Source organism: Paenibacillus sp. FSL R7-0198 (assembly GCF_038000415.1).
In the GTDB taxonomy this organism is placed as follows: Bacteria; Bacillota; Bacilli; order Paenibacillales; family Paenibacillaceae; genus Paenibacillus.
The window spans coordinates 249590-274031 of the sequence record NZ_JBBOCB010000001.1 but is presented as its reverse complement, the minus strand read 5'-3'; the positions used below and the strand labels follow the sequence as shown (position 1 = coordinate 274031).

Below are 24442 nucleotides of genomic sequence, written 5' to 3'. Positions count from 1 at the left end.
TTGTTTTCACATAAAAAAACGGCATGAGGGTTTTTCCCATGCCGTTTCAGTTTCAATTTTATTTACCCTATCATGTCTTTGTAGTTTAACTAATATTGCTTGCAGGCTTTCAGCAGATAGACTTTCTTGCCGACTTTAAGTCTTTCCTGTGCTGTTTTGAGTTCATGACATACTTTCGTAACCTTATTGTCCTGAACCATGATCCTGTGCAACTACTTTTTGATTTTTGCCAATGCTTTATTAACTTTGGTCAAATACTTAGTGTTATACGTCCCTCGTTTAACGTTCCCCTCGCCTTGATTATAAGCAACGATTCCCAATTCATCGCCGAATCTCTTTTGAGTATAGGCAAGGTACTTAGTGCCAATTTTGATGTTGATTGAAGGTTTTTTGAGACTCCCCGATATATTCATATATTTCTGTGTGGAGGGGAGCACCTGCAGCAAGCCTACGCTACCGTGAGTACTGACAAGGTTAGGGTCGAATGTTGCCCCCGTTTCAACTTGAATAATTGCTAGTATAGTATAAGGATCGACACCGTAAGTCTTGCTATTCTGTACGATAAGAGTGGCAAACTTAGTAGAGTCTGACTTGTTTACCTTGTACTTGAGAAGATGGTTCACTATGTTCTTTTGCACAGTGGAAGACTTTGTAACGACAGAAGTAGATTTAGGCGCAATTTTCGGTTTATCTGCAGCAGCTGTCATTTTAAGTACTGGTTTTGCTTCGAGTACAGCTTTTGCAATCATTGGGATGGGCTCTTTTTTATTCGCCTCTATCGACAAGAGGTGTCTAACGTTAAACACACTTTCTGACACAGAAACTTGGGGGATCGGATTATTATCGAAATCCGATGTTTTCTCATGCGGGGAGCAAGCAGTAATCGTCATGGCTAATGCCACTGTCAACTTAATTTTCTTCATTTAACAATTCTCATCCTTTTTGTTCTACAAGTATTTTCCAAACGAAGTCTATAATTAAATAATAGAAATCCTTAGATGCAAAGCCTCTGACTGAAGAAATAGAATAAAGAAAAGGTGAGCTAAATTGTCTAAGATGAATCATGGAGTAGCTTGGATGAATTTGAACTTCTCTTCGTCCGGTTTAATGTGCTAAATAAAAGTAACTGCTGACGCTCATTTTGCCAATAACCATGCCATTTGATTTCAAACCTTATTTCCTTTCTTCTTTTTGTCTTCTCTATTATGGTCGTGACATGCTTACAATAAGGTGTGAAAAAAGGTGGGCGCTTAGCCCACCTTAGCCATCCGTTGCTGAATATCTCTACACCACTCGTAGTCTCGCATCCATAAAGCAATGTCCATAAGAACATATAAGCCTATGAAATCCAGAGAATTCAGTTCCCAGTGCATAGACTTCCGACTCAGTAGGATATGTGCCCGTGTTCCTAGTTTTGCTTTTACTTTGACAAAACGCTCCGCAATAGAAACTTCCTTACCATACAGATTGAAAGTAACCCTATTCGGGGCGAGTGAGACAACTCTGCCAATAAGACCGTTATGCGGGTGTCCTTCACTTTCAATTTCTATGAAGTCGTCCACTTCTGGAAACATAGGCATGCCTCCTTTACTTTTTAGTTTACTCCTGCACGGTTAATTAACTACTTCTTGATCCATTCATAGTTGCTACGATAGCTGCAGCATATATAGATAGGGAACTTAGACGGTTATCCATATGGAGAATTCCATATTTTTCAGCGAGCCAAACATTAGTGCTTGGAACAAGTTAACATAGTTAGTACCAAGATAATGTCACTGGCACGTTCCGCTTGCAAACACAGTGCTCTTGTGAAAATGGACGATCTCACGATCTCTCTATCATTAGACCGCGTTACCTTCTGTTTCAAGAATTTCTAACAATGTCTGGTAAGTCGGCAGGTTAAGAGTAGTCTCTTCGATCCAGTGCTGGAACATATCCAACTGTTCCTCGTTAAACAATTTCTCTTCAGTAATGGAACTCAGAAAAATACTCTTCCCGTTAGCGTAGAAGTGTATCTCTTTCGTTTTGTTTTCGGGCACATCTTTTAATCGAAGCCCTTCGACTATTCTGTTGTCAATTTTCATCCATATCACGCCATTCTTAGTAAAATAGTCCGCTCATTTTTTATCCCAAATTGACACTGTGCTATTCGTCACTAGTTTTAGAAACTCTGGATGTAATAGGTATATATTTATTGATCAAAAACATTCTGATGTTTACTTATCAACTAAGGTCTAAACACTTATAACAAGAGTTAGCTTTAGCCCTAATAGCGTCAATATTCTCGTTCAATTTAATGTCTGAATTGTACAGGTCTGCGTAACTTTCTTTCAGCAAATTTAGTTCATCTGAAATTAAGCATTTACCTTCACCATCAAGAACATTTGTTACATCAAGACCCATATCCAAAACAGCCTTCCGATTGTTCAGCAGGATTTCATATACATCACGGAATTTGATTTTCATTGTCTTCTCGTCCTCCCAATTGTGCTGAGACGGTTTGTGTAGTCAGCAGAAAAACAGTCCTGCAGGCACTGTTTGTTGACTTCGATAAAAGCTTGTAAACTAAATGTGGAGGTCACATCAGCATTCATGATGCGTTCAAGCAATGCTTCAAGTTGAGACTTGTTTCTGCGAATTACATCCACAGTGGCAGGCGATACATGACGCATAGTTTGTTCCATATTCTTAATAGATCTCTCAATCTGCTCGACTTGCTCTACTACGACTCCGAGAGTGTAGACATAAGTGCTTGCCATTTTGATCCTCCTAATAATGTGAGGTTAAAGCTATCCCATCATTTGTTGATAATGTCGTGCTGCTACTGGCTCTATTTAGGTTTAATAGACCCATGTTTTTACTTTGTCTGGTTTCTTTTAGTTGCTTAATCAGTCAGGCCGTGGAATTGAAATTCTAATCAATTTTCACTGGATTAAGTACTTCGATCACTCTAATAGTCGCGATAGGAATGAATTTTCACTAAGTTCTGGTATAATTCGTCATTTGCAAAGTTGAATTATCAAGTCTGCTCATTATTCAGCCCTGTTATTAATCGACTTTGTAAATTTTCAACTCATAATAATATTTCTTCATTTTATGCTTAGAATACCGTTCTTTTTTGTCTGTTCACTTTTCCTCCTCTCTAAGGTGACCGGAGTATCTATATGATAAGATGTGTTCTCTTTAATCATATAGAGCCCTCAGCAGTGGAGTTCAACTGCTTATACTTCAGTAGTCGGGGTATCCCCATTTAGGGGTGCGATGAGAATTTTCAGTCAAAAAAAAGAGACCCATAGGCCTCTCATGTACATTTTATTTTCATGCCCTTTTAGACTCATTCTCCCTTGTTTATCAGCAACTCTTACATCATGAAATAGACCTTCCAGATAGTCAACGAGCAACTATTAGAAGGTCTGATATTGTCAATTATAATATCTAAATACGTTTGTGACCCCACGACTCTCATCTAATTATGCAACCTACATTCACCTTCCTGCCTTCGGTGCACTAGTATCTGTCCGGAACAGTTGCCAGTGACAGATACGCCCTTGTATTGTCCATTAGCTATTAAAAGTGGCAGTCACGATTGAAGGTTGTACGAGGGAGAGATGACCGTAGTGAGTGTAAAAGTTACCCAGTCTCTCCAGTTCAAATATCTCAGGTTAGCTGGCAATGGTAGAATTGAGAGGTTAGGACTCAGATTTTCTCAAGGTATATTAGACACTCGATCTATTAGTAGACTCGGTTACATTCTTTATAACCTCTCCCGCTTTTAATGTCCAGTAGGTCACCTTGGTAAAAGGTACACCTGCTAATTCTCCGTTGATGTTCTCAACAATGAACATCTCTCCCTGGCGATGAAGCCTGCGGAATATCTTTTTGTATTCGTCCTGTACGTCCTTTGCCGATTTAAGAATAATTTCAATAGGCTTGTCAACGCCATTCTCTACAATCTTACCTATCAACTTAGGATCAATCTCAAACCAATCGACTCGCTTAACTTCTCCATTATCAAGGAAGAACTTAGCCGTTACCTGAACCTTCATGGTTTTCACCCTCTACTTCTGTATAATGGTACTCTCTGAAGTCTTTAATGTGTATCTCTATACTTTCCATCCACTCGCCTTCTTCGTTAAGCATCTGTTCAATGTTTATGAGTTTCTGAAGGTTTTTCCTGCTGACTGGAGGGACTATCGTTTCCTCCCCTTCATTGTAGCGAAGCCACCACCTGAGAACAGTTTCGATAGTCAAGGTTTGATTTATGAAGTTACCGCAGTTGTTACACCACAGAACTAATGCCTTATCGCATTCCATTTCTTCAGGTGTAAAAGAAGAACGTGCCCCACAATGAGGACACTTGTTTAAGAAGCCTATCATTCACATCACCTCATTATAGTGGTCGATATATGGTTAGTTAGAGTTGCAAAATCTTAAACTCCTCATCGATTCTTCTATAATTAGCTGTAGTTTTCATAAATTCTTTACGTTGGGTGGTAGGTTTATCTAAATGATAAGGAATGCAATTGCTCATACATTTATAATCGAGTCTCTCCCTTAAAATATTTGAAATAGTCTTGATTATCACTTAACGCTTCATATTGAACCCCATTGTCGGCAGGGTATTGGTCAGTATGAATCACTTTTACTTCTTGAATGTCCTTCGGAATCCCGTTAGGGAATGCAGCACAAGTCATTCTTACACGTTCGTCCCGATTGAAGTGTTTACAGAATACGCAAGGAACTGTAATGTCCATTAAGCATAGCCCCCTTATGTTGCTTGTATTTAATACATTCATAAAAACTTGCAATTTTATTGATAGATATCTACCATCCTATACATTTGTATCCACCGTATTGCTCGTACCACTCCCATATCTTAGCATCAATGGGGACTCCGGTTATTTTGGCAGTGAATGTCTCAGGGACGAACTCAATAGGAAACCACTTGGTAGCGTAGTTACACAGGTTGTTTGCTATGTAAGATGATTGAGCGTTTGATAGTATTGTCTTCACGCCGTAGTTATCAGGGTCAAGTGCTGAATATTGAAAGAACTGCTGTGATCCGATATTGTGATAATGAAGCCAGTGCCCAATCTCATGAATGATTGTGCGCAGCTTGTCGGGTGAAGACTTCTGCCCTGTGCTGTACTCCATTTGAGCAATTGTGGCGGCGTTAGTGTAGTCATAAGTCTTGCTTATGACTACCTTTCCAGACGCAGGATCAAAGTAACCATTAGCTCCGTTTCCGTTCTCTATGTTAATAGTTAGCTTGTGCTTCTGAATCATCTCTGTAAAGCCATCGCATGTGTTCAGTAAAAGCGCCAAGGCTTCAGTCACATAGTTTGCTGCATCAAGTTTGTTTGCGAAGTTTACTGACACGCCAAGGTTCTGTGTCCATTTGTATGCATCTACGACGGAAATAAACGGTTTCCACGTAATGGGAAGTTGTATACCATCTTCAGGCGTATCCGGTGGCTGCTGGTCATCTGCTGGCTCTTCGGAAGGATCAGGGTAATTTCCCAAATCTGTTGTTTCAGTGAGTACCAAATCAACGTTATGCTCAGTAAGAAAGTGAAACATTAACTCAAAATTTTTTCTGTCTCCTTGAGGTGTATGGTACTCAAAGAGGAACTCTTTACCTGCCGCTACAGGATGTGCCACCTGAAAATATAATCCCTCCTCGTAGTTTTTACAGTGGATATTCTTAGCAACAAAATTGCCATCTATCATCAGATTCCAGTAGTCCTCGACGTTGTTCGAATTGGTTCGGATGGATACCGCATAGAACTCCAGGTCATGTGACATTGTAAAGGTATCCTTGAAAGTTCTATCCCCGTTCGCTTTAGCTGGAATTATGATTTCCCTACCTACAAAGTGAGGGCTTGGTTTCGTCGGAAAGTAGGGTGGGTCAAGCCGTCCGCCAACTAAGTACCGCTCAAACATTATCCAACACCTCGCAGAAACCGTTTCAGCTTCACGAAGGTTTTAGATAAGGGGTTTGGTGTATTGGGTGTCCTCTTTCGGATGACTTCCATCATCTCTTCTGCGAACGTTACAATCATTGCGGCAGCTACATCGGAATCTGCTTCTTCCTTACGACCACTGTTCTTTGCAATGTTTTTTGCAGTATGAGCAACCTTACCTGCGATGATTTCTGCGTATTGTTGTGTTGTCATCTTCATATCGTTACCCTCTTTCTAATAGTCGCTCCACGCACTTGCTAATGGATGTAATTTCAAGGCTTGACTTCGTTGGGATACACGTTCTTGGGGGTGGATTTTTCCTGTTGTCATGGGATCATCTCCTATCAGTTGCTTGTTTGGCATACACTCTAGTAGTCAACCCACTAGCCTGAAAGGGTGCGGCAATGAAAAAAGACCCCTTAGAGGTCTTTGACTTACTAAATATCTACTATGAATTATCAAAATCCACTTTACTGTTTAGGGAGATTAGGATACCCCAATTCCTCCTGTGAGGGAAATCATGCCGGTACCACGTGCTGCAACTTTAGAAGGTAGACCGTCAATCTGGGTTTCTACAACAGCTGGTACTGTCTGGTATGGTGTATCTCCGATAAACTCTACTGCACCTGGTCCCTCAATAGACATTGTCACTCTCTCGGATAATTCAGATGTTTCAAATAACAGCACTGTACGTGGGTGGTCATCATGAATACCACCTACCTTTGCAATAACAGGACAGCCTACCTCGATCAATTTGTCGTTCACATGCTGTACAAAGCTAGAGGTTACATGCTCATGGCTTGATGTATACTCTCCTGCATCAAGGACAATTGTGTAGTCTGTACCGTTGACGTTGATAACGATTATGTCATTCACTCCAGATTCCACTTCACGTTGAGGGGCGAGGTGGGAATTCCCCCATATTCGAATGCCTACGGATGGCATAAAAATCACTCCCTTTTAATCAGCTAAACACATTATAAGTAACTAACTTTCAAAAAAACAAAAAGAATCGTATTAAGTATTTTCTTCACTATCATTCTCATCATCTAAGTCTCCATCAGCAAAAATTCCAACTTTGTAATCAAAGCCGAACTTGGAAAGTTTCTTATTCACCTCTTCCTTGAATATATCCTTCCAGTCCAACAGACCTTCAGTCATGAGACGGATTTGTTCTTTGGAGAAATTACCACCCCAATAAGGGCTTACTTCGATATCTGATTTGAACTTAACGCCTACGTCATTGGGGATGACATTAGCCATAGTGTCTGTGATCGCTTTGAGCGCTGCAGGGTCAACTGTCTCTGGGACATCAAAAATCAACTCGTCATGCACCTGAAGAACAAGGTGAAGGTCGTCCTTTTCAAGCTGAGACATATAGCCTTCACGTAACCACTCACGGCGGTCTAAACACTTCGTTCCGTCAAGACGGGTCGGGTAAAATAGATCAACCATTGCCTTCTTAGTTTGGTCAGCAGATGAACCCTGAATCTTGGCATTACAGGACTGACGTTTGCATTTTTCAATCTTCCAATGCCATCCTGACTTCTTCCAGATGTCCTCTTGTTTAGCTTCGGCAATGGTCTCACCAAATCTACGTTTACGTCCGAGAACAGTCTCTATGAACCCCTTCTCCATTACTTCCTTGTGAGTTGTTGCTTCCCACATAAGATAGTTGGGCATGGAGGACTTAAAGCCTTCAATTAGTTGCTTAGCCTCCTCTTTACTAGAACCAATTTGCTCACTTAGCCCTAACTCAGTAATACCGTAAACTACCATTTCGTATCCCCATATTTCTATGAGAGTGGACTATCCCTTAACAGTTATTAAACTACGGCGGTCAATCTCACGATGATTATTTTTGAGATAGTTAACCACTCTAAGTTCTCTATGAACCTAAAGAGCTTTGGTTAAAAAAGCCTTTACCGCCTGAGATCAATACTAACAAGTTCCCTCATGCTTCATCACAATTTACTGTAAGTACCAAAGCGATTCGAGACACCTTGTAATCTTACATTTCCCATGAATTCACGCATATTGGAGTGAATTTAGCATCTTCAGTAAAGAGCAATGCCTTAGGTTGATCCTATCTAAGAGATAACTGTTCTCCCCATTACATAGATTCGATTGATTTGACCACTAGTGGTCAGGCGACCTATGATAAGTCTCTACACCATCATTCACTACTAACCTAGCGAGTTTTAGCTCGGTATTGCCGTATGGAGCGTCTCTCGACAGCCACTTAGATTTCACCGATATGAGAGGAGTTTAAATTCGGCATAGTTGTTACCGAACACTACGGATTTAGTTTTCTTACGGAGCAGTTCAAATAATCCAGCAAGGTATTCAATTGTTTGGCTTGAACCCCCCACAGTGGAAGCGTTCGCCCCTTTTTCCTTACTATTAAGATAGGTCATTGCGAAGAGAAGTTCTTGAGAACCAGAATATTTCGCGTGTATTTCCTCTATTTTATTAGAAGTTTCTTTTTCGGACTCACCCTTGTAACTTCGAATCATCTCAAACATATCGTAATCAAATCCGTGAATTTGGCACGTTACCCGACTGTGCATATCCAAATCCAACTTAAATATATCAATGAGGGTTTGCTCCTGAGAAAAGATAGCTAACCAGCGAAGTTCTTGTTGTGAAAAGTCGGCAGAAACCAGCAATCGACCAGCAGATGCACGGAATGCATATCGTATAAGGTCGAACTTTGATGGAATCTGTTGCAGATTAGGTGCTGAACAGGATACACGCCCGGTACGAACCATTTGATTGTAGGAACAGTGTATAATACCTTCCACTGTGTCATTAGGAAGTTTATTGCAAAAAGCGTCAATCAGCTTGGAAAGACCTCGATATTCCAGAATATAATCTACTATTTTATGAGCCTTGTCGTTTACAGTGACCAGGACATTCTTATTCCTTGTCAGTACCTTCTTGCTTGTTGATTGCTTAGGTACTTTACGCTTGAGTTCTTTAACGTAAACCATCTCAGGCTCAAGTATCTCGTGCTCCACGTATAACTTATTTGCTAGATGCGCGGGAGAAGCAAGATTAAATGCTTCAACGATCTCATATTCTTCCTTGAACTTAATACCCTGTCGCTGACGTGTTCTTGATTTAGTGAGGGTAATCGTTCTGCCTAAGACACTGAAGATATCTTTCTTAAGTTCATCCAACTTTTCCTGAAGAACTCTACCTATAATGTCTTTGAGAAACTTAGAATCAAGTTCTACACCTCGCCGCTCTGCAGTGACGAAAATTGCCAACAATGGCATCTCAACTTCTCTGAACAATTTGTAAACACGATATAGTCCAAAAGAAGGATTTTCTATAATGAATTTTTGATATCTGAACACCCAATGTGTCATGAACACGTCATGGCAAGCATAATAATTGGAGATCCTGTGAGGTATACTATCATATGGGATTTTGTCGAACATGCTACCAAACTTGAAAGTTGGCCGACAGAGTTCGTCACGACTCATTTTACCTTGCTCAATTAGCCAAGGGAGGGTGTATGAGTTGTACCATTCCTTTAGACCTTTTGGTTTGTTTTCATTTAACAACCCGCCCATTATCATAATATCCCAATGAATATTAAAGGTAATATCAATATTTGCCCAATTCTTGAGTACGTGAATATCAAATTTCCCGTTTGCCATTACAATCATATAATCAGCTTCTAACAATGGTCTAAGCGCGTTGGATACAACATCAAAAGGCAGAGTTTCGACATCCTTCGACATATTATGTAGAAATTTGCGCATAGGTATGTTAAAATATTGTTCTGATTCAAAACCGATAGAAATGGATATTAAAGAGTCCCGCCAGTTGTTTAGTCCATAAGTCTCAGTATCTAAATAGACGAAGGCATCGCCTTGATACATCTTTTTATATGCTTTATAATATTTCACTAGTCGCTCAAGTAGTTCAGGAGTATTAACAAGCGTATAATTATCAGGCATTCTAATAGAAGATTCGATATCCAAAATCTGCTGTTCTCTTTTAGTTAACTTTTTTTTAGATTTTAAAATTTCTGTTTTTTTAGTGCGGCTCGGTTGGGCGTTTTTCTTTTCAGCCTTTTTGAGAATTTCAAGTATTTCATTAGCTTCAGACACTGTGACCCTCCCTATTACACTTGAAATGTTGTAACGTCTTAACATGACGAATGGGCTAAGGTTTAAGAAAGTACAACAATGAGGGGCTTTATATCCCCTCACGTTTAACGATTAGAATGGCAGCTTACGTTGTGCAGTTGGAGTCCCTTGCTGCTTTTCGTAAGAGGGTACATGTCTGCCTTGAGACGATCGAATATCGCTGTTAGTATAGAACTGGGTAACACCGACCAGTGCCTGTACAAAAGCCGTAATCTCATCAGGGCTGTGTGGTGTTACTTGTGGTGTAATGTCAGGTATGTTGTCTAGTAATTCTTGAGAAGGATAATCAAGTGAATTGTTTGCCTCAAGATTAGCTACGTAACGGCGGGCGCTATAGGAAGTATCCGATGCCCCCTTTCCAGTGCGGTAAATGGTTACAAAATTCTTAGTTGGGTCAATCTCGTGCTGTATGAAATCACAGTTCAATTTTTGAACGTGGGATTTAGCTAGAGAGACGAATTTTATTTTATTTTCAACCGCATCATAGACACGGAACTTAATGCGAAGTGCAGGATACTTGGAAGGATTTGCTTTACAAAGGGGGCAAATATTTTTTCCAGGGCAACGAACATACTTAGGATTCAAGGTAGCTTCAAAATGCTCACGGATACCGAGCAAGTTTTCAAACCAATCAATAAAGAGCAAAGTCATGGGGTTCCCTTCTTGAAAAGTAATAAAATCTGCACCACCAGAAAGAATTGCTCCAAGACCACGAACTACAGTGTTAGACATATCGGCTTTCCTCCAATAAACAGTTTTGTGTTTGAGATTAAATAACTTCAAATAATTAGTCATTCCACATTTTTGAAAGATAGGAATGACTTGTTAAGAAGTTGGATATGATATGTAAGGAAGATTCAATGTTCTCTTAAATGTTTCTTCACTTCATTTTTTAGTAATGTTTCTATGCTATTCAAAAGATAAAAAAAGGTTGTTTCAAAAACGTAAGAATTGGTTAAATAATCTAAAGTTTTTAGAATAATATTCATATGAATTTGATAAAGATGGATTGTTATAAGCAGTGTTGTAGTGTATTGACACTACCCTCAGCAGAGTGGTAATATGATCGTATATAGACTTGGAAAGAAATACCTAGGAACAAATGAGAAAATTAAAAAAAATGTGAAGTGTTATGTGATATACTTAAATAAAAGTATCTTCATTCATTTGAACCCTTTGTGTTATATTTAATTAGTTATTGGCTCTAAAAGATATTTAACTTTGACATAACTTTTTAAGTTTGCTCATTGCACGTGAAGCATGGGACTTGTCTAAACCGAGGAGATTAGAAATTTCTGTCGGTTTCATGTCTATTCCTCCTTCTGTGAAGAGCATGAAATCAATTATTTTACGTTGTTGCGGAGTAAAATCAGTGTGATTATTCAAGTAATCTGTCTTTACATCAGATAGACCGTAACCCACTTCTTCAGTTGCGTAAGAGAAGAAGTCAATGGTTGAACCTTGCTCTTCATCTGCACCATCGCAGTAGTTTACAAGAGTGCTGTTCTTCGTAATCATTCTGTTATTTTTACGATAGTAGTCGTAAACAGCACGTTGAACGACAGTGTGTGAGAATGTAAACACATCTTTTTTAACTTGTCTTTTGTCGATGGCAGTCAGAATACGTAGAACGGCTTCGGATTTAACTTCTTCACGGTCTTCGTGTCTTACACCTTTTAATATGAAGTTAAAGATTGGCGTCAAAGTTTCGATATCGAAGTTAGCTACGGTTGTCTGATTGGTCACAGTTAATTCCTCCAATGGGATCATGTATAATGTTTTACCTTTTGATATAGTGGTCGTTGTATGCTGTAGAAAAGGTGCGAAAGAAATTCACCTACTTGTAAATTGCACCGATAAGGTTCACATTGTAGGTGTCAAGACGGTCTAGTAGTCCAGCATTGAGCAGCTCATTGCTATCTTTGAACGCAGGAAAGCTAGGGTAGCGAACACGGTTTACAATCAAACCTGCCCTATCCAGTAATATGGCGGCATCCTGCATCCCCTTCTCACCCGCCTTATCGTTGTCGAGCATCAAGTCAACCTCTTCGATGCCTGCCAACTGTAGCTCCCGAACCTGATTTCTGAAAAGGATACGTCCATTAATTGATACCGCGGGAATACCTATCTGGTAGTTGGACATACAGTCAGTAGGTGACTCGACCATTCTGACTCTTTTGATTCGGTTTGTTGTAGTTCTAAGATTGTTAATGAAGTGAAGACCGAAGACGATATCTTTTTTTATCGTAATTCCTTCATTTATGAACTTAGCACCGTGATAGTTGTTGCCGATTTTCCTCTTTTGAATAAAACGGAGTTGTCCGGTTCTGGTTCTTTGAGGGAAGACCAACATTTCGGTTTTGGTGTCAACACAAATTTCATAGGTCTCAAGAGTACAATCTTTAAAACCCCGGGCACGCATGTAGCTCATGCCTGATTGAAAGAGAACTTCATTCTTTGATCTTGATTTCTTTAGAGTCACTAGTTTACTTTCTTCAAGATAGGGGATTACATATTTGTTCCTACGATTATCTATATAGTCAACCATATCGAACGTTCTACTTTTTTCCTCAAATGTATAGGTTGAGAGCAAAAAATTTATGCCCTCTCCTTCGTTTAAGTCAAGAGCATTCTCAATTAAGTTGTCTATTGTCCCTAAATAGCCACAAAAGAAGCAGTTGCAGTGATAGGGGGACTCTTTAGAGATTCCGAAAGAAGCTCTAGATTCTGCGTGTAAGGGACAACAACTCATGATCCATTGACCTGTATCATTTAAACCCGTGAATGCATTAGAGTTGCTTAAACCCTTAGAGAGATACTGAAAAGAAAAACGTAGTTCTTCTATCAACTGTTTGGGGTCGATGTGCAAGGATTCAAGAATCTCTATATTTGGATTCTCTTTTGTTGATTTGTAAATATTCCACTCCCCTTACTCCCTTATTTTTGCATGAAAGGGTTTTTATGCGATTCAATATGTATATAGACAAGTGGAAGTATTACTATAGAGAGTTGGTAACTCTTCTGAGCGGGATGAGAGAGTTAAATACATGTATTCTTGCATTAACTGCATTTGTGCTTGTCTCTCTTAAAAATATTGTTCTCCAATGTAATCATCCAAGACGGAAACGATTCCAGTATCGAAGTCGTAGCGCACAAGGAATGATTGCCCACTTATGTTATTTCTATTCTTAATGACCAAAATACGGAATGTATTATCACTTACTTTAACGATAGAGATTCCTTTGGAAGCATCTTGTACTATTGAGAAAGCTTCCCCGATATCTGTAGCATCCACATTTTCTGTAATATCTTTTTTAATTTTTTTGAGAGCGTCACGGTTCGCTTGAGCAACTACCATAGCAGGTTTTCCAGTGTTGAGGATAACTTCACGGACACCTGCAGACACTTCAAATAATCGTTGGCGGAGGTCTCCCGTACTACGATGTGAGAGTCTAACTTTTGATAGTTGATCAAGAGTCCAGCGATTGTGACCTTCTCGCTCCAGTATCCTGTGTATTTCGTCAAGCGTAAATGGTTTGCCGCCGTTGCTGTCAAAGTCATAAATCATCATGTCCTTCTTCTTCTGCTTAAGTCGGTCAACAAACTCTGCATAAGCGTCTCTCTTTTCACCAGAAAGCGTACCTCGTGTTAAAGCTAGTCTAGATATTTTTGCAAGCGTATTGTCCCAATTCAGAGCAATTTCGGATGCTCTTTGCTCAAGTGAAAAATAGGCAGGATAGTCTGTGGCTAACGAACTATTCCATGCAGCTCCCATCATAAATGATGATATGAGTGTTTTTCCCATGTTTGTTGGCGCAAACACAAGGAAATAATCAACCGCTCCTTCGAGTGATTCAAGTCCGTTGGTTGCTAAATCAAGTGGTTTAAAACCCGTTGTCATTCCAATAAATTCATCTTCTGCTCTACCATGAATTCTGTTATAAGCCTCTAGCCTTACTTGAGCATTCTTAACATAGGAGTACCCTTGACTGCTTGATCCAATTGACTTCAAAAAACGCTGCGCTTCCATTTGCAATTGTTGAATTGCCGCTGTCGTTTCTTTATTAGCGAAGGTTTCTGAAGCTGATACAAGTATCGGTTTAAACTGTCTGTATAGGAAGTCCTCTTTCAGTGATTTAATTACATGGTCGATATTCTCTAAATCCACCAATTCAAATGTATTAAACTTGTTCATTACCGTTTCAATAGTTGGCAATTGTCCATTAATTCTTATGAAAAATTTGATGAACTCAAAAGCGTCTTTGTGGATTTGGAAATAATTCTCGGTGATTCCTGCACCCTCTACTACGCCCCAGTCTTTAACAGTGAGGACGTGATTTAATAGTTGGAGTTCTTCGATCGCAGCCAACGTTTCCCCTCCCAATATCCAATTACATTATCAGTAGTTGATTCATGTATTGGTAAAGGTGCGCGAGGATCACAAATACTTCTTTTCTTGTTCATTATGTATGTTATTATTACTTCGGCAGTAAATAGCATTTCGTGAATTTTGGCAATAAGAAAAGACTTGCTCAATTACAATAATGATCGGTGTAATCGACAAGTCTTTAAGGTGTCGCCATATGATATGCCTAAACACTAATATACAATTCAAACTATGATTAGAAAGAAGAAGTCACACTTTATCACAAGACTTAGATATTATGCCGATTTGGGGGCTTTTTTGAACGTACTGGTCGTTAGACCTTGTGAGTGTCGTTATTATAAATTTATTGTAAATAAAGCAATTATCTGGTGATTGAAAAGCGTGCGTAACTTAAATAAGCCCATTGGCTTACGTGAGTTAACATCAATGTCTTCCTTACTAGAATCGGATATATCGACAAAAAATCGGGAAATTTCGGAGCCACCCATTATTATATGAATAGTGGGCATCCTGAAGGGACATTGCCCTAATCAATATAACCTTGACGGTAGTCGTGGTGTGTAATTCAAAAAATTTAGTCCGTCAAGCCTAATCCATTTAGAGCAATAAAGTTTGAGGAAAGGAAGGCGGATTACAATAAGTAGTACTGAGTTTCCAAGTAGGGAATTTCAATACCTCCTACTTGATAACTAGACTAGGAATATAACGAAGGTGAGTACAACCAATATAACTTTAACTTGAACAAATTCCATATAATACAGCTTTCTATTGCTCGGATAAAAGTTTCCGTCCGCATTAGTTTTAGGGTGAATAGAACTACTCCTAGGATTACATTAGCAACCTTCAGACGTTCTACATATAGTTGTTTAGCGAACTTATTAGAGCTATCATAGCAGTTCCTAGCCGTATATTCAACTAACTTGTGATGTCCAGGTTTAGAGTATATTAATAACATTTACAATGAAAAATTCTATTTCTAGTCAAATTACCTTTAGTAAATATAAGTATTATCTTCCCTCCTATCTCTTCCCCCCAATGGAATGACCATTGTATTGTAAAACATTCGGGAAACAACCATATCACCAAGCATGTCATCTTGACGTAATCTTGAAGTAGTGAAGTTACTTGTAAAGATAGTGCTTTTTTGTTCTTCTTTACGTAAGTCAATAACATCATAGGTAAGATCCCGAATTATCGGGGTTATTCTGCCACTCCCTATGTCATCGAGAAGTAGTAAAGGAACGTCTTTCATTTGACTTAGTTCTTTGTGCGCTTCAAAGCTAAACTGTGCGTCATTGCGAATATAAATATCCCGTTGACGGTTAGCCCATGCCCCAAATTTAACATACATTGCTACTGGACTTTCATAGTCAAACCACCCTGAGTCACGACAAACCTTGTAGATAAATTCATTAAGGACTGCATTCGCAGTCCATGACTTACCTGTCCCCTTATTGTAGTTAATCAGCGCGAGGTTTGTACCGGAAGTGACGAAGCCCACTGGATTAGTGAGCAATTCCTTTACTATTGGAGCGAAGTCTACATTGTCATCGTCCACTACGTAGTTGTAAAGGTTTGCGCTATGGTACTCCTTCGGTATCTTCGCCAGTTCAATAGCCTTGGACAGCTTTTCATAGCCGATGCAGAATGTGTGCATATTATCGAGCGGTAACTTGAACTCGCCGCTACGAAGTCTACACCAATCCTTCACAACACAGTTTTTACATGTGCTGAAGAGTTCTTCTTTATTCTCAATCGTTGTACTCATTTTTTGCCTCCTTTAATCCTTTTTAGGAAGTCGTCAGCAGTCATACCACTCTTTATTTGTAATTGAGTTTCAGTGGTGCTCTTCTTCTCTTTTGTGATAATGTAAAAGGGTCTCTTTCCTTGAGTAATGAACAAATCTATCTCAACGGCTCTTCCAGATGTACAGAACCATTCAAGCGATTGGTTATCATAGCCGATTTGAAAAAAAGCTTGTATCCTTTTTTTAACCAGTATTTTATCATTATTAGTTTTATCAACTATACGTCTAAACATTCCACGGTGCTTACTACGTGTGGACTCGTGAGTTCTTCCTGTTGCATTAATGAACTGTTCATAAAAGTATTGAACGAAGTTATCCATATTCCATTTCTCTACGTCATCAGGAAGAACAAATCTATTTGTATCCATTAAGATACTTCCATGAATTTTAATAGTTCCGTTTAAAAACTTATCTGTTGTGTTTTTCATCATAGGTTGATCAAACGTTTTAGGCTTCACTTTCTCAAGGTCGAGTGGCTTATACATGCCATCAGCATTCTTCAATATACCCTTTAAAAGGGTCTCTCTTATATAACCCTCTGTTTCAACATTGACCGGAATCTCTCGGAACACAATTCCCTTGGCAACTATGTTCTCAAGCATTTTCATGAAGGAGTTGTAGACTTCTTCGTAAAGGCAAGCTTCCACGTTCTTGTAAACTTCGTTAACTGCGCGCCAGAACATCTCCGACACATGTAAGTGCTCTATTTTATCAATACTCATCAAGTAGTAGGTGTTTGTCTTTCGATTACCGTTTCGATCTTTAAGGATAAATTTTTTGTCACAAAGTTCTTTGATATATTTGATGGCGGTTTTCTTGGTGCAATTGCAAGCCATTGCTATTCTAGATACTGCAGGAAATGCTTCTCTGCCATTCTCACAAACGTACTTAGATATTACGCCATATGCTATCTTCGATGTGTCTGATAAGTCTAAACAAGAGATGACCATATTCGGTATTTGAATGTGCCCTCTATTTCCAGAATCTTGATAAATGCACTCTCTTTCTTTAGATAATATCACCGGTTCTTTGTGTACCATCGTTAAAATCAGCTCCCTACCTCATTAGTCGGTGCAAGTACTGAAATAGTTGCTAAAGTTAAAATCCTAAATGCACAACCAACTTATCCTTAGGATAAGTATTACTGTAAATCATATTTAATATATTGCTACTCATTAGTTTAAGTGAATTAATCAATCTGATGTTCATTTTTCACTAGTCAACCCTTAATAGGGCATTCGTGAATGATATGTAATATATGTTCTAAAATATCATTCATTCTCTTTCCGCACTTCGTGCAATCATAATTCAATACTACACAGTCCTTTCCCCGAGCCCTACTTTAGAGGCCAATGCTCTTACAAAACTCTGTCGTTATCTGGTTGAATAATTCAGCCTAAGCATATTTCGCTTCCTGTTTTAAATCCCTAAAACTCCAGTATAACCTTAGGTACGTAATACGAATAAGAGTATGTAGAGCGTTGTCCAGTGTTCTTATCAATCAGCAAGAATAATAGCCGCAGTGGTAGAAGTTACTGCCTGTTACGGCCTTCTTAACTTTCATCTTTATTTCTTCTCTCCTGTAAATGTAGCTAATCTATTCAAATCACTAGCATTTAGCTCATAATGTTTGACCCCCTCAATTTTCAATGGTCGTTCTATGTTTAAAAAAGTTGCTTGTTTAAGGTAAAACAAATTATTGCTTTATCAGCTAAGTAGTTGGAGATCGCGAAAATAATACCAGGGTTTAAGAGTTGTACACAAGTTTTTTTTGTGTGGAGATTAAAGTGAGAAGTTTACAGATATTCATAAAGACTCAAATTCGAAGAGGAAAAAGATAGATCAAGATGTGGAGGAGAATTTTTTTCACATTGTGTGGAAACTAGTATGGAAAATCTTAAGACGGTACTGTATTTGGTTCAAAAGATTGGTCTTCAAGCCACCATGCGTAAGAAACTTCGATATAAAAGGAACTCGCAAGGTTCCCGAATAGTGAGATGCCAAGTAGGCTTTCATGGCTCTATCTTTCAGCCATGAAAGCCCTGTTTAATAAAATAAGATTGTGGACTACGAACTTTTTAGTCAACTAAATGACCATAGGCGGGTACTTTAAACACTTTCCAAACTTTTATCCATACAAAAAATGGCTTGACTAGTCGTTTACATAAACCAAGATTTTTAGTAAACGTCTCATGTCTACGACAACTCTATGGGACGGCCACCATGTAAATTAAACAAACCGACGAGGACAGTGTACCGAGGTCAGCTTGGGTTTCTTATGTTTTAGATGTGTGGAAATTTTTGAGAAAGTCTCAACCATCGTAATTTACTCAATTCTCATGTTTACTTTAACTTATTATATTTAACTAATATAATGCCTATCATAGCAAAAAAAGGCAGCAGGAATGTCGCCCTACCACCCTATTTGAAATTGGGATTGACTATAAGCTTAAATACTTCGTCCACTTGAACTTGTAGATACTCACATACTTTGATTGCAACCGGAAGCGATGGTTGATGCTTATTACGTCTCAGCAGGTTGATGGTATCTTGCGTAACATTACAGTATGTAGCTAATTCTTCCTCAAGTTCTTTAAGAGATGGTCGGGCAGTGCCACGAGTTCCAGCTGCTCTTCTTGCTTGCTCCATTATCAATAGTTCAGTTAGGTTGTTTTCAGTCTTGTACGGTAGTGGTATTCTTGCCACAATGAATCATCTCCTAAAAAAGTGCATATACTTTTACGTTCTCGTCGGTACTCTTTTACTTCCATAATTCAGGAAACGAGTCACTTGATCAGTCTGAGCGTTGAACCTAATCATCATAAAGAAGCTTAGTACAGGTGTATCTATAATAGCTACTTTATATCCTTCCTTGAGTGTTTGTTCCAATTCAGAGTTAATTCCATAAACTAAGTAACTAAAAGAAATCCAACTTTGATTGTAGCTTGCTGACTGTAGGAAAGAACAATACTTAGTTTTGGAAATAAGTCTACTCTTCCGCTTAGTGAACATAGTATAAATTTATACATTCTTATGAATTATTTCATAATATCTTAACTATTAATTATTATATTTCGCCCATTTGCGTATTGTCAATACTCTACCGTTATGTAAGAGGACGATAAAATTACACCAAGTTTACAGAAAACGCTTTATTATTGTGCCAATTTTTTTGCTATATTAGCAATATTCTCAACTGAATTATACACCTTCCCATTATATTTCCCATTTTCATAGTTCTCATCTTCTTTTAACTCAGTTTTGCAAATATCCATATAAGTCATGAAGACTCAAGTTTTACGGTTCCCTCTTTGCTGCAACATTGTTTTAGCTATGGAGAAGGTCTTGTGTAGTCCAGTCTACCGAAAGCTACTCCCCTATCTATTAATAGATAAGAAGGTTCACCTGTGCCTGAATACCATGTTAACTGATCACTGGAATTTAGACAGCATCGCTATGTAGTAACACCATATATTATTTTATCTACTCCACTCGACCTTTTAATGAGACCCTACTTATCCTGGATTACGCGCTGATTTTGAACAACATATCATGTCCAGTCTATTAACATAATGCGAGTATATAGTTTCCCGTACAGAGGAAAGTCAAGGGTGTATATGCTTCTCATTTACCTAGCTAAAATCATCCACCTTCCTTGTCATCACTCTATGTTGCTGTTATGGGTAAGTCAAAGAACCGTTTCTGAATGAAACGTTCATTTTTTTTGAACAAAAAAATGCCACTCATCGTGGCATTCTCTCGGTACGCATTCAATTATCCTGCTCAGGCAGGTTTGTACTATTTTCCAGTTTCAGCAAATGTTTTAATGCGTTCCCCGATCTGGTCACGAACCCTTTGGAATACGGCCCATTTCTCTTCATCTGACCCTTGCGCTTTGGCAGGATCATCAAGTCCCCAGTGTTCTCGCTTCACATGTGGAGGCGTCATTGGACATTTATCTGCGGCATACCCACATAACTTGACTACAAAATCAGCGTTGTTCAACAACTCTGAATCAATGATGTCCGAGGTTTGAGTTGAAATATCCAGATCAACTTCGTTCATGGCTTCAACCGCTTTTGGATTGAGACCGTAGTCCTCCAGTCCTGCTTCTCGATTTCTTAAATAGCAGTATGGCAAGAAGTAAAGCAATGCTTACAGCGGCAAAACCCAACCAATTCAAATACAGGACAGATGTACGATTGATCACAAGCCCACCTAATCCAGAACCCAGTGCAAAACCAAATTGGATAAACGATGTATTTACGCTAAGGGCAATGTCGGGATTACGAGGTGCCAGTGTAACCAGATATAGTTGCTGGGCCGGAGATATGCTCCACGTTGCTAACATAAAAATCATTAAAACCAAGATTAACATTATAAGATTAAATCCAGCTAGAGCAAACAAAAGAAGAGTTATGCCTTGTAACAGAAGGCCTAGACAAATTGTAAACTTTGATCCCTTTGCATCTGCCAATTGTCCGCCCACTTTTGATCCGACAAAGCTGCAAATTCCCGCGAGAAACAGAACACCGCTTATCTCGGTCATGGAAAGAGAAGACGTAGCTTGTAAGAAAGGCGTAATGTACGTGAACAGTGTCGAATAGCCGCCGATATACAATAATGTAATAAGCAAGGCAGTCAGAATGAGTGGATTTTTTAAAATGGAGAGCTGCATTCTGAGGGTGATCTTTTCTTCCTCTTTGATTGCCGGAACCTTTTTGTAGATAATAAGTAATGGAAGAACACTTAACAATCCAATGATTACAAATAGAACTCTCCATCCAAACATTTCACTAAAAAATGTACCCAATGGGACACCAAGCACAAGCGAACTGCTTAGCCCCATCAAAATGATGCCGATGGCATTGCCCCTTTTTTCTTTTTCAACCAGTCGTGTCGATACGGCCATCGCTACTACGGTAGCGATTCCTCCGCTCGCCCCTTGAATAATTCGCACCCATAGTAATGTTTCGTAAGAAAGGTTTACAAGCATAAGTCCGTTGCTGGCTATAAACACACTGAGGGTGGACACCAGTAACTTCTTGCGATCCATATTTATTGTAAATGCAATGAGAATCGGGGCGATAATGGCCGCTGCTAGAGCAAACACAGTCACCAGTAAACCCACTTCGGAAGTAGATACGCTCAAGTCTGTGGCGATCATTTCAATGACTCCTGTAATAATGTATTCAATGGTTCCAATCAGAAAAACAGCCAATGCCAAGATATATATGATCCATTTATTTTTCAATTTACTCCACTCCGTCTTTTTCAGTTAATTATTTAGTATTGGAATTTGTATTTCTATAAATTGTGCATCTTTTTCTTGGGATAAGGGTAAATATAATTCCCTACCAGCTTCGTTCTCCTTGATCTGATAGTTATTCTTCTCAATCCATGTAGCTAGATGAACACAGGCTTTACAGGCAAAGGTGGCATTGGAACGATAAGCTATGGTAGCCATCATGGGCTCAGCTGGAAGAGTCCGCAGTTGAAATGGGTCGGGAGGTGATCGCAGCTCACAGGTTAAGAAATAACCTATTTCAAACTCGAACTCTTCCTCTTGTCCAGCGATTTCTCTCCACAAAACAACCTGTGGTCCGTGGATTAGTTGGCGCATTTCTTTTGTTAATGACTGATCAAACTGATGAAATAAACTCGGTATCTCCTCTTCCCTTCCGCACCCTGTCTGAAAAAGAAACTGCCGAGAACCTTCCTCTTTGATTCGTATTTCTTGCCCGGTTTCGACATGCCCCTCTTCCTCTAGAAGCTGCATGCGTTCTTCAATTCGGACGAGTTTAGCTTGTTCCGCATCAATAATCTGCTGAATTTCGCTTCTTTTTAGCTTAAACATGCCTTGAATATTCTCCAATGTAATATGTTCCTGTAACAGCTGTGTGATTTGTGGCAACGTAAACCCCAATTCTTTATAAATGAAGATTCGGTTGAGCTCGAGAAGCTGATCTACGGAATAGTAACGGTAACCCGTATCTTGATCTACCTTTCTCGGCTTAAGTATGCCAATCTGGTCATAATAACGCAGTGTTTTTAATGAGACCCTGCTTAACCTGGAAAACGCACTGATTTTGAACAACATATCATCTCCAATCTTTTAACATAATGCGAGTATATAGTTTCCCGTACAGGGGAAAGTCAAGGGTATATATGCTTCTCATTTTTATATCTAAAATCAAATACCTTCCTTGTCTTCACTCTATGTTGCTGTTATGGGTAAGTCAAAAAACCGTTTCTGAATGAAACGTTCATTTTTTTTGAACAAAAAAATGCCACTCATCGTGGCATTCTCTCGGTACGCATTCAATTATCCTGCTCAGGCAGGTTTGTACTATTTTCCAGTTTCAGCAAATGTTTTAATGCGTTCCCCGATCTGGTCACGAACCCTTTGGAATACGGCCCATTTCTCTTCATCTGACCCTTGCGCTTTGGCAGGATCATCAAATCCCCAGTGTTCTCGCTTGACATGTGGTGGTGTCATTGGACATTTATCCGCGGCGTCTCCACACAATGTAACTACGAAATCAGCATTGTTCAACAACTCTGAATCAATGATGTCCGAGGTTTGAGTCGAAATATCCAGATCAACTTCGTTCATGGCTGCAACCGCTTTTGGATTTAGACCGTGGGCCTCAATTCCTGCACTATAGATATTCCAGTCCTCACTCAGATATTTCTTGGCCCAACCTTCAGCCATTTGACTCCGGCAGGAATTGCCTGTGCACAGGAAGTACAGTGTTTTTTTACTCATGTTCATCGTCTCCTCGTTACTTGAATTATAGATTGCTTTTATAGAATGCTTAACCACAGATACAGACCCACTAGCGTAATAAGCAGAGTCGGAATCGTGATTATGATACCCGTCTTGAAGTAAGTGCCCCATGAGATTTTGACGCCTTTCGTGCTAAGCACATGAAGCCAGAGCAGCGTCGCCAGTGAACCGATCGGGGTAATCTTGGGACCTAGGTCTGATCCAATAATATTGGCGTAAATAAGCGCCTCCCGAACCGTTCCTGTAGCCGTTGTTGCATCAATGGCAAGCGCATCAATTAGCACGGTAGGCATATTGTTCATCAAGGATGAAATAATTGCCGCGATAAAGCCCATACCAATCGTTGCCGCAAACAATCCTTGATCCGCCACAGCCTGAATGACCACGGCCATCAGATCGGTCAAACCTACGTTACGTAGACCATAGACCACGACATACATGCCGATGGAGAAAAATACGATGGCCCAAGGTGCTTCTCTGACAACTAATGCAGTCGGTACAGCAGAACTCCGGGAGGCCATGATCAGGAAGAATATCGCGACAACACCTGCCACAAGAGATACGGGAATTCCGATAAATTCACTGGTAAAGTATCCAATAAGTAGAACCCCTAACACCACCCACGACAACCGAAACATCTTCATATCCTTAATGGCAGTTACCGGAGGTTTCAATTCACTCGCATCAAATCTTTTAGGAATACTCTTGCGGAAAAAGAGATATAGTACACCGATACTCGCCGCCAGTGAGAACAGATTTGGAACAAACATCCTTCCTGCGTACTCCATAAACGTAATACCAAAGAAATCGGCAGACACAATATTGACCAGGTTACTTACAACCAGCGGCAATGAAGTTGTATCCGCAATAAATCCGCTGGCGATAATGAATGGAAATACTTTTTTCTCATCGAAATTCAGTGCACGTACCATGGCTAGAACAATCGGTGTCAGAATCAGTGCGCCCCCGTCATTGGCAAAGAAGGCAGAAACCACCGCTCCCAGGATGGAGACGTAAACAAACATCCGTACACCATTGCCATGAGCGGCTTTGGCCATATGTAAGGCAGCCCACTCGAAAAATCCGATACGATCCAGAATTAGTGAAATCAGAATGATTGCAACAAAAGCAAACGTGGCGTTCCATACGATTTGTGTCACATCCCATACATCTTCCAAATTGACCACACCGACAAGTAAAGCAAGGATTGCTCCGCCGCAAGCAGACCAACCAATGGACAGGTTTTTAGGCTGCCAAATAACGAGTACAAGTGTAATCAAAAAGATGATGCAGGCTAACAGCGTAGAAAACAAAACCATGCCCCCCTTCCAG

Annotated in this window: 24 protein-coding genes and 2 pseudogenes; all 26 read right to left on the bottom strand. The window is 39.5% G+C overall.

Translation table 11 applies throughout. The features are described from left to right. Nucleotides 1-212: 212 nt before the first annotated feature. Entirely contained in the window at nucleotides 213-923 is a 711-nt protein-coding gene (locus tag MKY87_RS01090; protein ID WP_339783768.1) for a transglycosylase SLT domain-containing protein, read from the bottom strand. Between the two features lie 327 nt (nucleotides 924-1250). Then, nucleotides 1251-1574: a hypothetical protein gene (locus tag MKY87_RS01085; protein WP_339783769.1), complete on the bottom strand. Its 324-nt coding sequence runs from the start codon at nucleotides 1572-1574 to the stop codon at nucleotides 1251-1253. 267 nt (nucleotides 1575-1841) lie between these two features. Then, nucleotides 1842-2084, bottom strand: coding sequence for a hypothetical protein (locus MKY87_RS01080; RefSeq protein ID WP_339783770.1), 243 nt, complete (start codon nucleotides 2082-2084; stop codon nucleotides 1842-1844). 139 nt (nucleotides 2085-2223) lie between these two features. Beyond that, nucleotides 2224-2466: a hypothetical protein gene (locus MKY87_RS01075; RefSeq protein WP_339783771.1), complete on the bottom strand. Its 243-nt coding sequence runs from the start codon at nucleotides 2464-2466 to the stop codon at nucleotides 2224-2226. Beyond that, nucleotides 2463-2759, bottom strand: a complete 297-nt coding sequence (locus MKY87_RS01070; RefSeq protein WP_340962550.1) for a hypothetical protein — start codon at nucleotides 2757-2759, stop codon at nucleotides 2463-2465. Before MKY87_RS01070 ends, MKY87_RS01075 begins: the two co-directional genes overlap by 4 nt. Before the next feature lie 957 nt (nucleotides 2760-3716). Beyond that, nucleotides 3717-4046: a hypothetical protein gene (locus MKY87_RS01065; RefSeq protein ID WP_339783773.1), complete on the bottom strand. Its 330-nt coding sequence runs from the start codon at nucleotides 4044-4046 to the stop codon at nucleotides 3717-3719. After that, nucleotides 4024-4377, bottom strand: a complete 354-nt coding sequence (locus MKY87_RS01060) for a hypothetical protein (protein ID WP_047843106.1) — start codon at nucleotides 4375-4377, stop codon at nucleotides 4024-4026. The genes MKY87_RS01065 and MKY87_RS01060 overlap by 23 nt, the downstream gene beginning before the upstream one ends. Before the next feature lie 158 nt (nucleotides 4378-4535). Beyond that, on the bottom strand, nucleotides 4536-4754 hold the full coding sequence (locus tag MKY87_RS01055; RefSeq protein WP_339783774.1) for a hypothetical protein: 219 nt from the start codon (nucleotides 4752-4754) through the stop codon (nucleotides 4536-4538). Between the two features lie 70 nt (nucleotides 4755-4824). Further along, a complete protein-coding gene (locus MKY87_RS01050; RefSeq protein WP_339783775.1) occupies nucleotides 4825-5943 on the bottom strand; it encodes a hypothetical protein in 1119 nt (372 codons plus the stop codon). Continuing rightward, nucleotides 5943-6182 (bottom strand): hypothetical protein, encoded by a 240-nt coding sequence (locus tag MKY87_RS01045; RefSeq protein WP_339783776.1) that lies wholly within the window; start codon nucleotides 6180-6182, stop codon nucleotides 5943-5945. Before MKY87_RS01045 ends, MKY87_RS01050 begins: the two co-directional genes overlap by 1 nt. Before the next feature lie 267 nt (nucleotides 6183-6449). Further along, entirely contained in the window at nucleotides 6450-6908 is a 459-nt protein-coding gene (locus MKY87_RS01040; RefSeq protein ID WP_339783777.1) for a hypothetical protein, read from the bottom strand. Between the two features lie 72 nt (nucleotides 6909-6980). After that, nucleotides 6981-7742 carry a DNA polymerase gene (locus MKY87_RS01035; RefSeq protein WP_082762767.1) on the bottom strand — a complete coding sequence of 254 codons (762 nt, stop codon included), beginning with the start codon at nucleotides 7740-7742 and terminating at the stop codon, nucleotides 6981-6983. A gap of 470 nt (nucleotides 7743-8212) precedes the next feature. Beyond that, entirely contained in the window at nucleotides 8213-10087 is a 1875-nt protein-coding gene (locus tag MKY87_RS01030; protein ID WP_340962549.1) for a DNA polymerase, read from the bottom strand. Between the two features lie 111 nt (nucleotides 10088-10198). Then, nucleotides 10199-10858, bottom strand: coding sequence for a hypothetical protein (locus tag MKY87_RS01025; protein ID WP_339783779.1), 660 nt, complete (start codon nucleotides 10856-10858; stop codon nucleotides 10199-10201). Nucleotides 10859-11341: 483 nt separating this feature from the next. Beyond that, nucleotides 11342-11872, bottom strand: coding sequence for a sigma-70 family RNA polymerase sigma factor (locus MKY87_RS01020; protein ID WP_339783780.1), 531 nt, complete (start codon nucleotides 11870-11872; stop codon nucleotides 11342-11344). A 91-nt stretch (nucleotides 11873-11963) separates the two neighbouring features. Next, a complete protein-coding gene (locus MKY87_RS01015) occupies nucleotides 11964-12557 on the bottom strand; it encodes a toprim domain-containing protein (RefSeq protein ID WP_340967358.1) in 594 nt (197 codons plus the stop codon). Nucleotides 12558-12710: 153 nt separating this feature from the next. After that, a pseudogene (locus tag MKY87_RS01010) lies at nucleotides 12711-12974 on the bottom strand (CHC2 zinc finger domain-containing protein); the annotation flags it as partial. 237 nt (nucleotides 12975-13211) lie between these two features. Next, nucleotides 13212-14495: a DnaB-like helicase C-terminal domain-containing protein gene (locus tag MKY87_RS01005; protein WP_339783782.1), complete on the bottom strand. Its 1284-nt coding sequence runs from the start codon at nucleotides 14493-14495 to the stop codon at nucleotides 13212-13214. Nucleotides 14496-15504: 1009 nt separating this feature from the next. Then, nucleotides 15505-16281, bottom strand: a complete 777-nt coding sequence (locus MKY87_RS01000) for an ATP-binding protein (protein ID WP_339783783.1) — start codon at nucleotides 16279-16281, stop codon at nucleotides 15505-15507. Then, nucleotides 16278-17360: a helix-turn-helix domain-containing protein gene (locus MKY87_RS00995; RefSeq protein ID WP_339783784.1), complete on the bottom strand. Its 1083-nt coding sequence runs from the start codon at nucleotides 17358-17360 to the stop codon at nucleotides 16278-16280. The genes MKY87_RS01000 and MKY87_RS00995 overlap by 4 nt, the downstream gene beginning before the upstream one ends. 1381 nt (nucleotides 17361-18741) lie before the next feature. After that, nucleotides 18742-19026, bottom strand: coding sequence for a helix-turn-helix transcriptional regulator (locus MKY87_RS00990; protein ID WP_047843096.1), 285 nt, complete (start codon nucleotides 19024-19026; stop codon nucleotides 18742-18744). A 1092-nt stretch (nucleotides 19027-20118) separates the two neighbouring features. Next, nucleotides 20119-20430: pseudogene (locus MKY87_RS00985) on the bottom strand (arsenate reductase/protein-tyrosine-phosphatase family protein); the annotation flags it as partial. Beyond that, on the bottom strand, nucleotides 20390-21574 hold the full coding sequence (locus tag MKY87_RS00980; RefSeq protein ID WP_340962548.1) for an MFS transporter: 1185 nt from the start codon (nucleotides 21572-21574) through the stop codon (nucleotides 20390-20392). The gene MKY87_RS00980 and the pseudogene MKY87_RS00985, both read right to left, overlap by 41 nt. Nucleotides 21575-21598: 24 nt before the next feature. Continuing rightward, nucleotides 21599-22417, bottom strand: a complete 819-nt coding sequence (locus MKY87_RS00975; RefSeq protein ID WP_340967357.1) for a MerR family transcriptional regulator — start codon at nucleotides 22415-22417, stop codon at nucleotides 21599-21601. Between the two features lie 252 nt (nucleotides 22418-22669). Then, nucleotides 22670-23089, bottom strand: a complete 420-nt coding sequence (arsC, locus tag MKY87_RS00970) for an arsenate reductase (thioredoxin) (protein ID WP_340914584.1) — start codon at nucleotides 23087-23089, stop codon at nucleotides 22670-22672. Nucleotides 23090-23127: 38 nt separating this feature from the next. Next, nucleotides 23128-24429 (bottom strand): arsenic transporter, encoded by a 1302-nt coding sequence (locus MKY87_RS00965; RefSeq protein WP_340962547.1) that lies wholly within the window; start codon nucleotides 24427-24429, stop codon nucleotides 23128-23130. Between the last annotated feature and the right edge of the window lie 13 nt (nucleotides 24430-24442).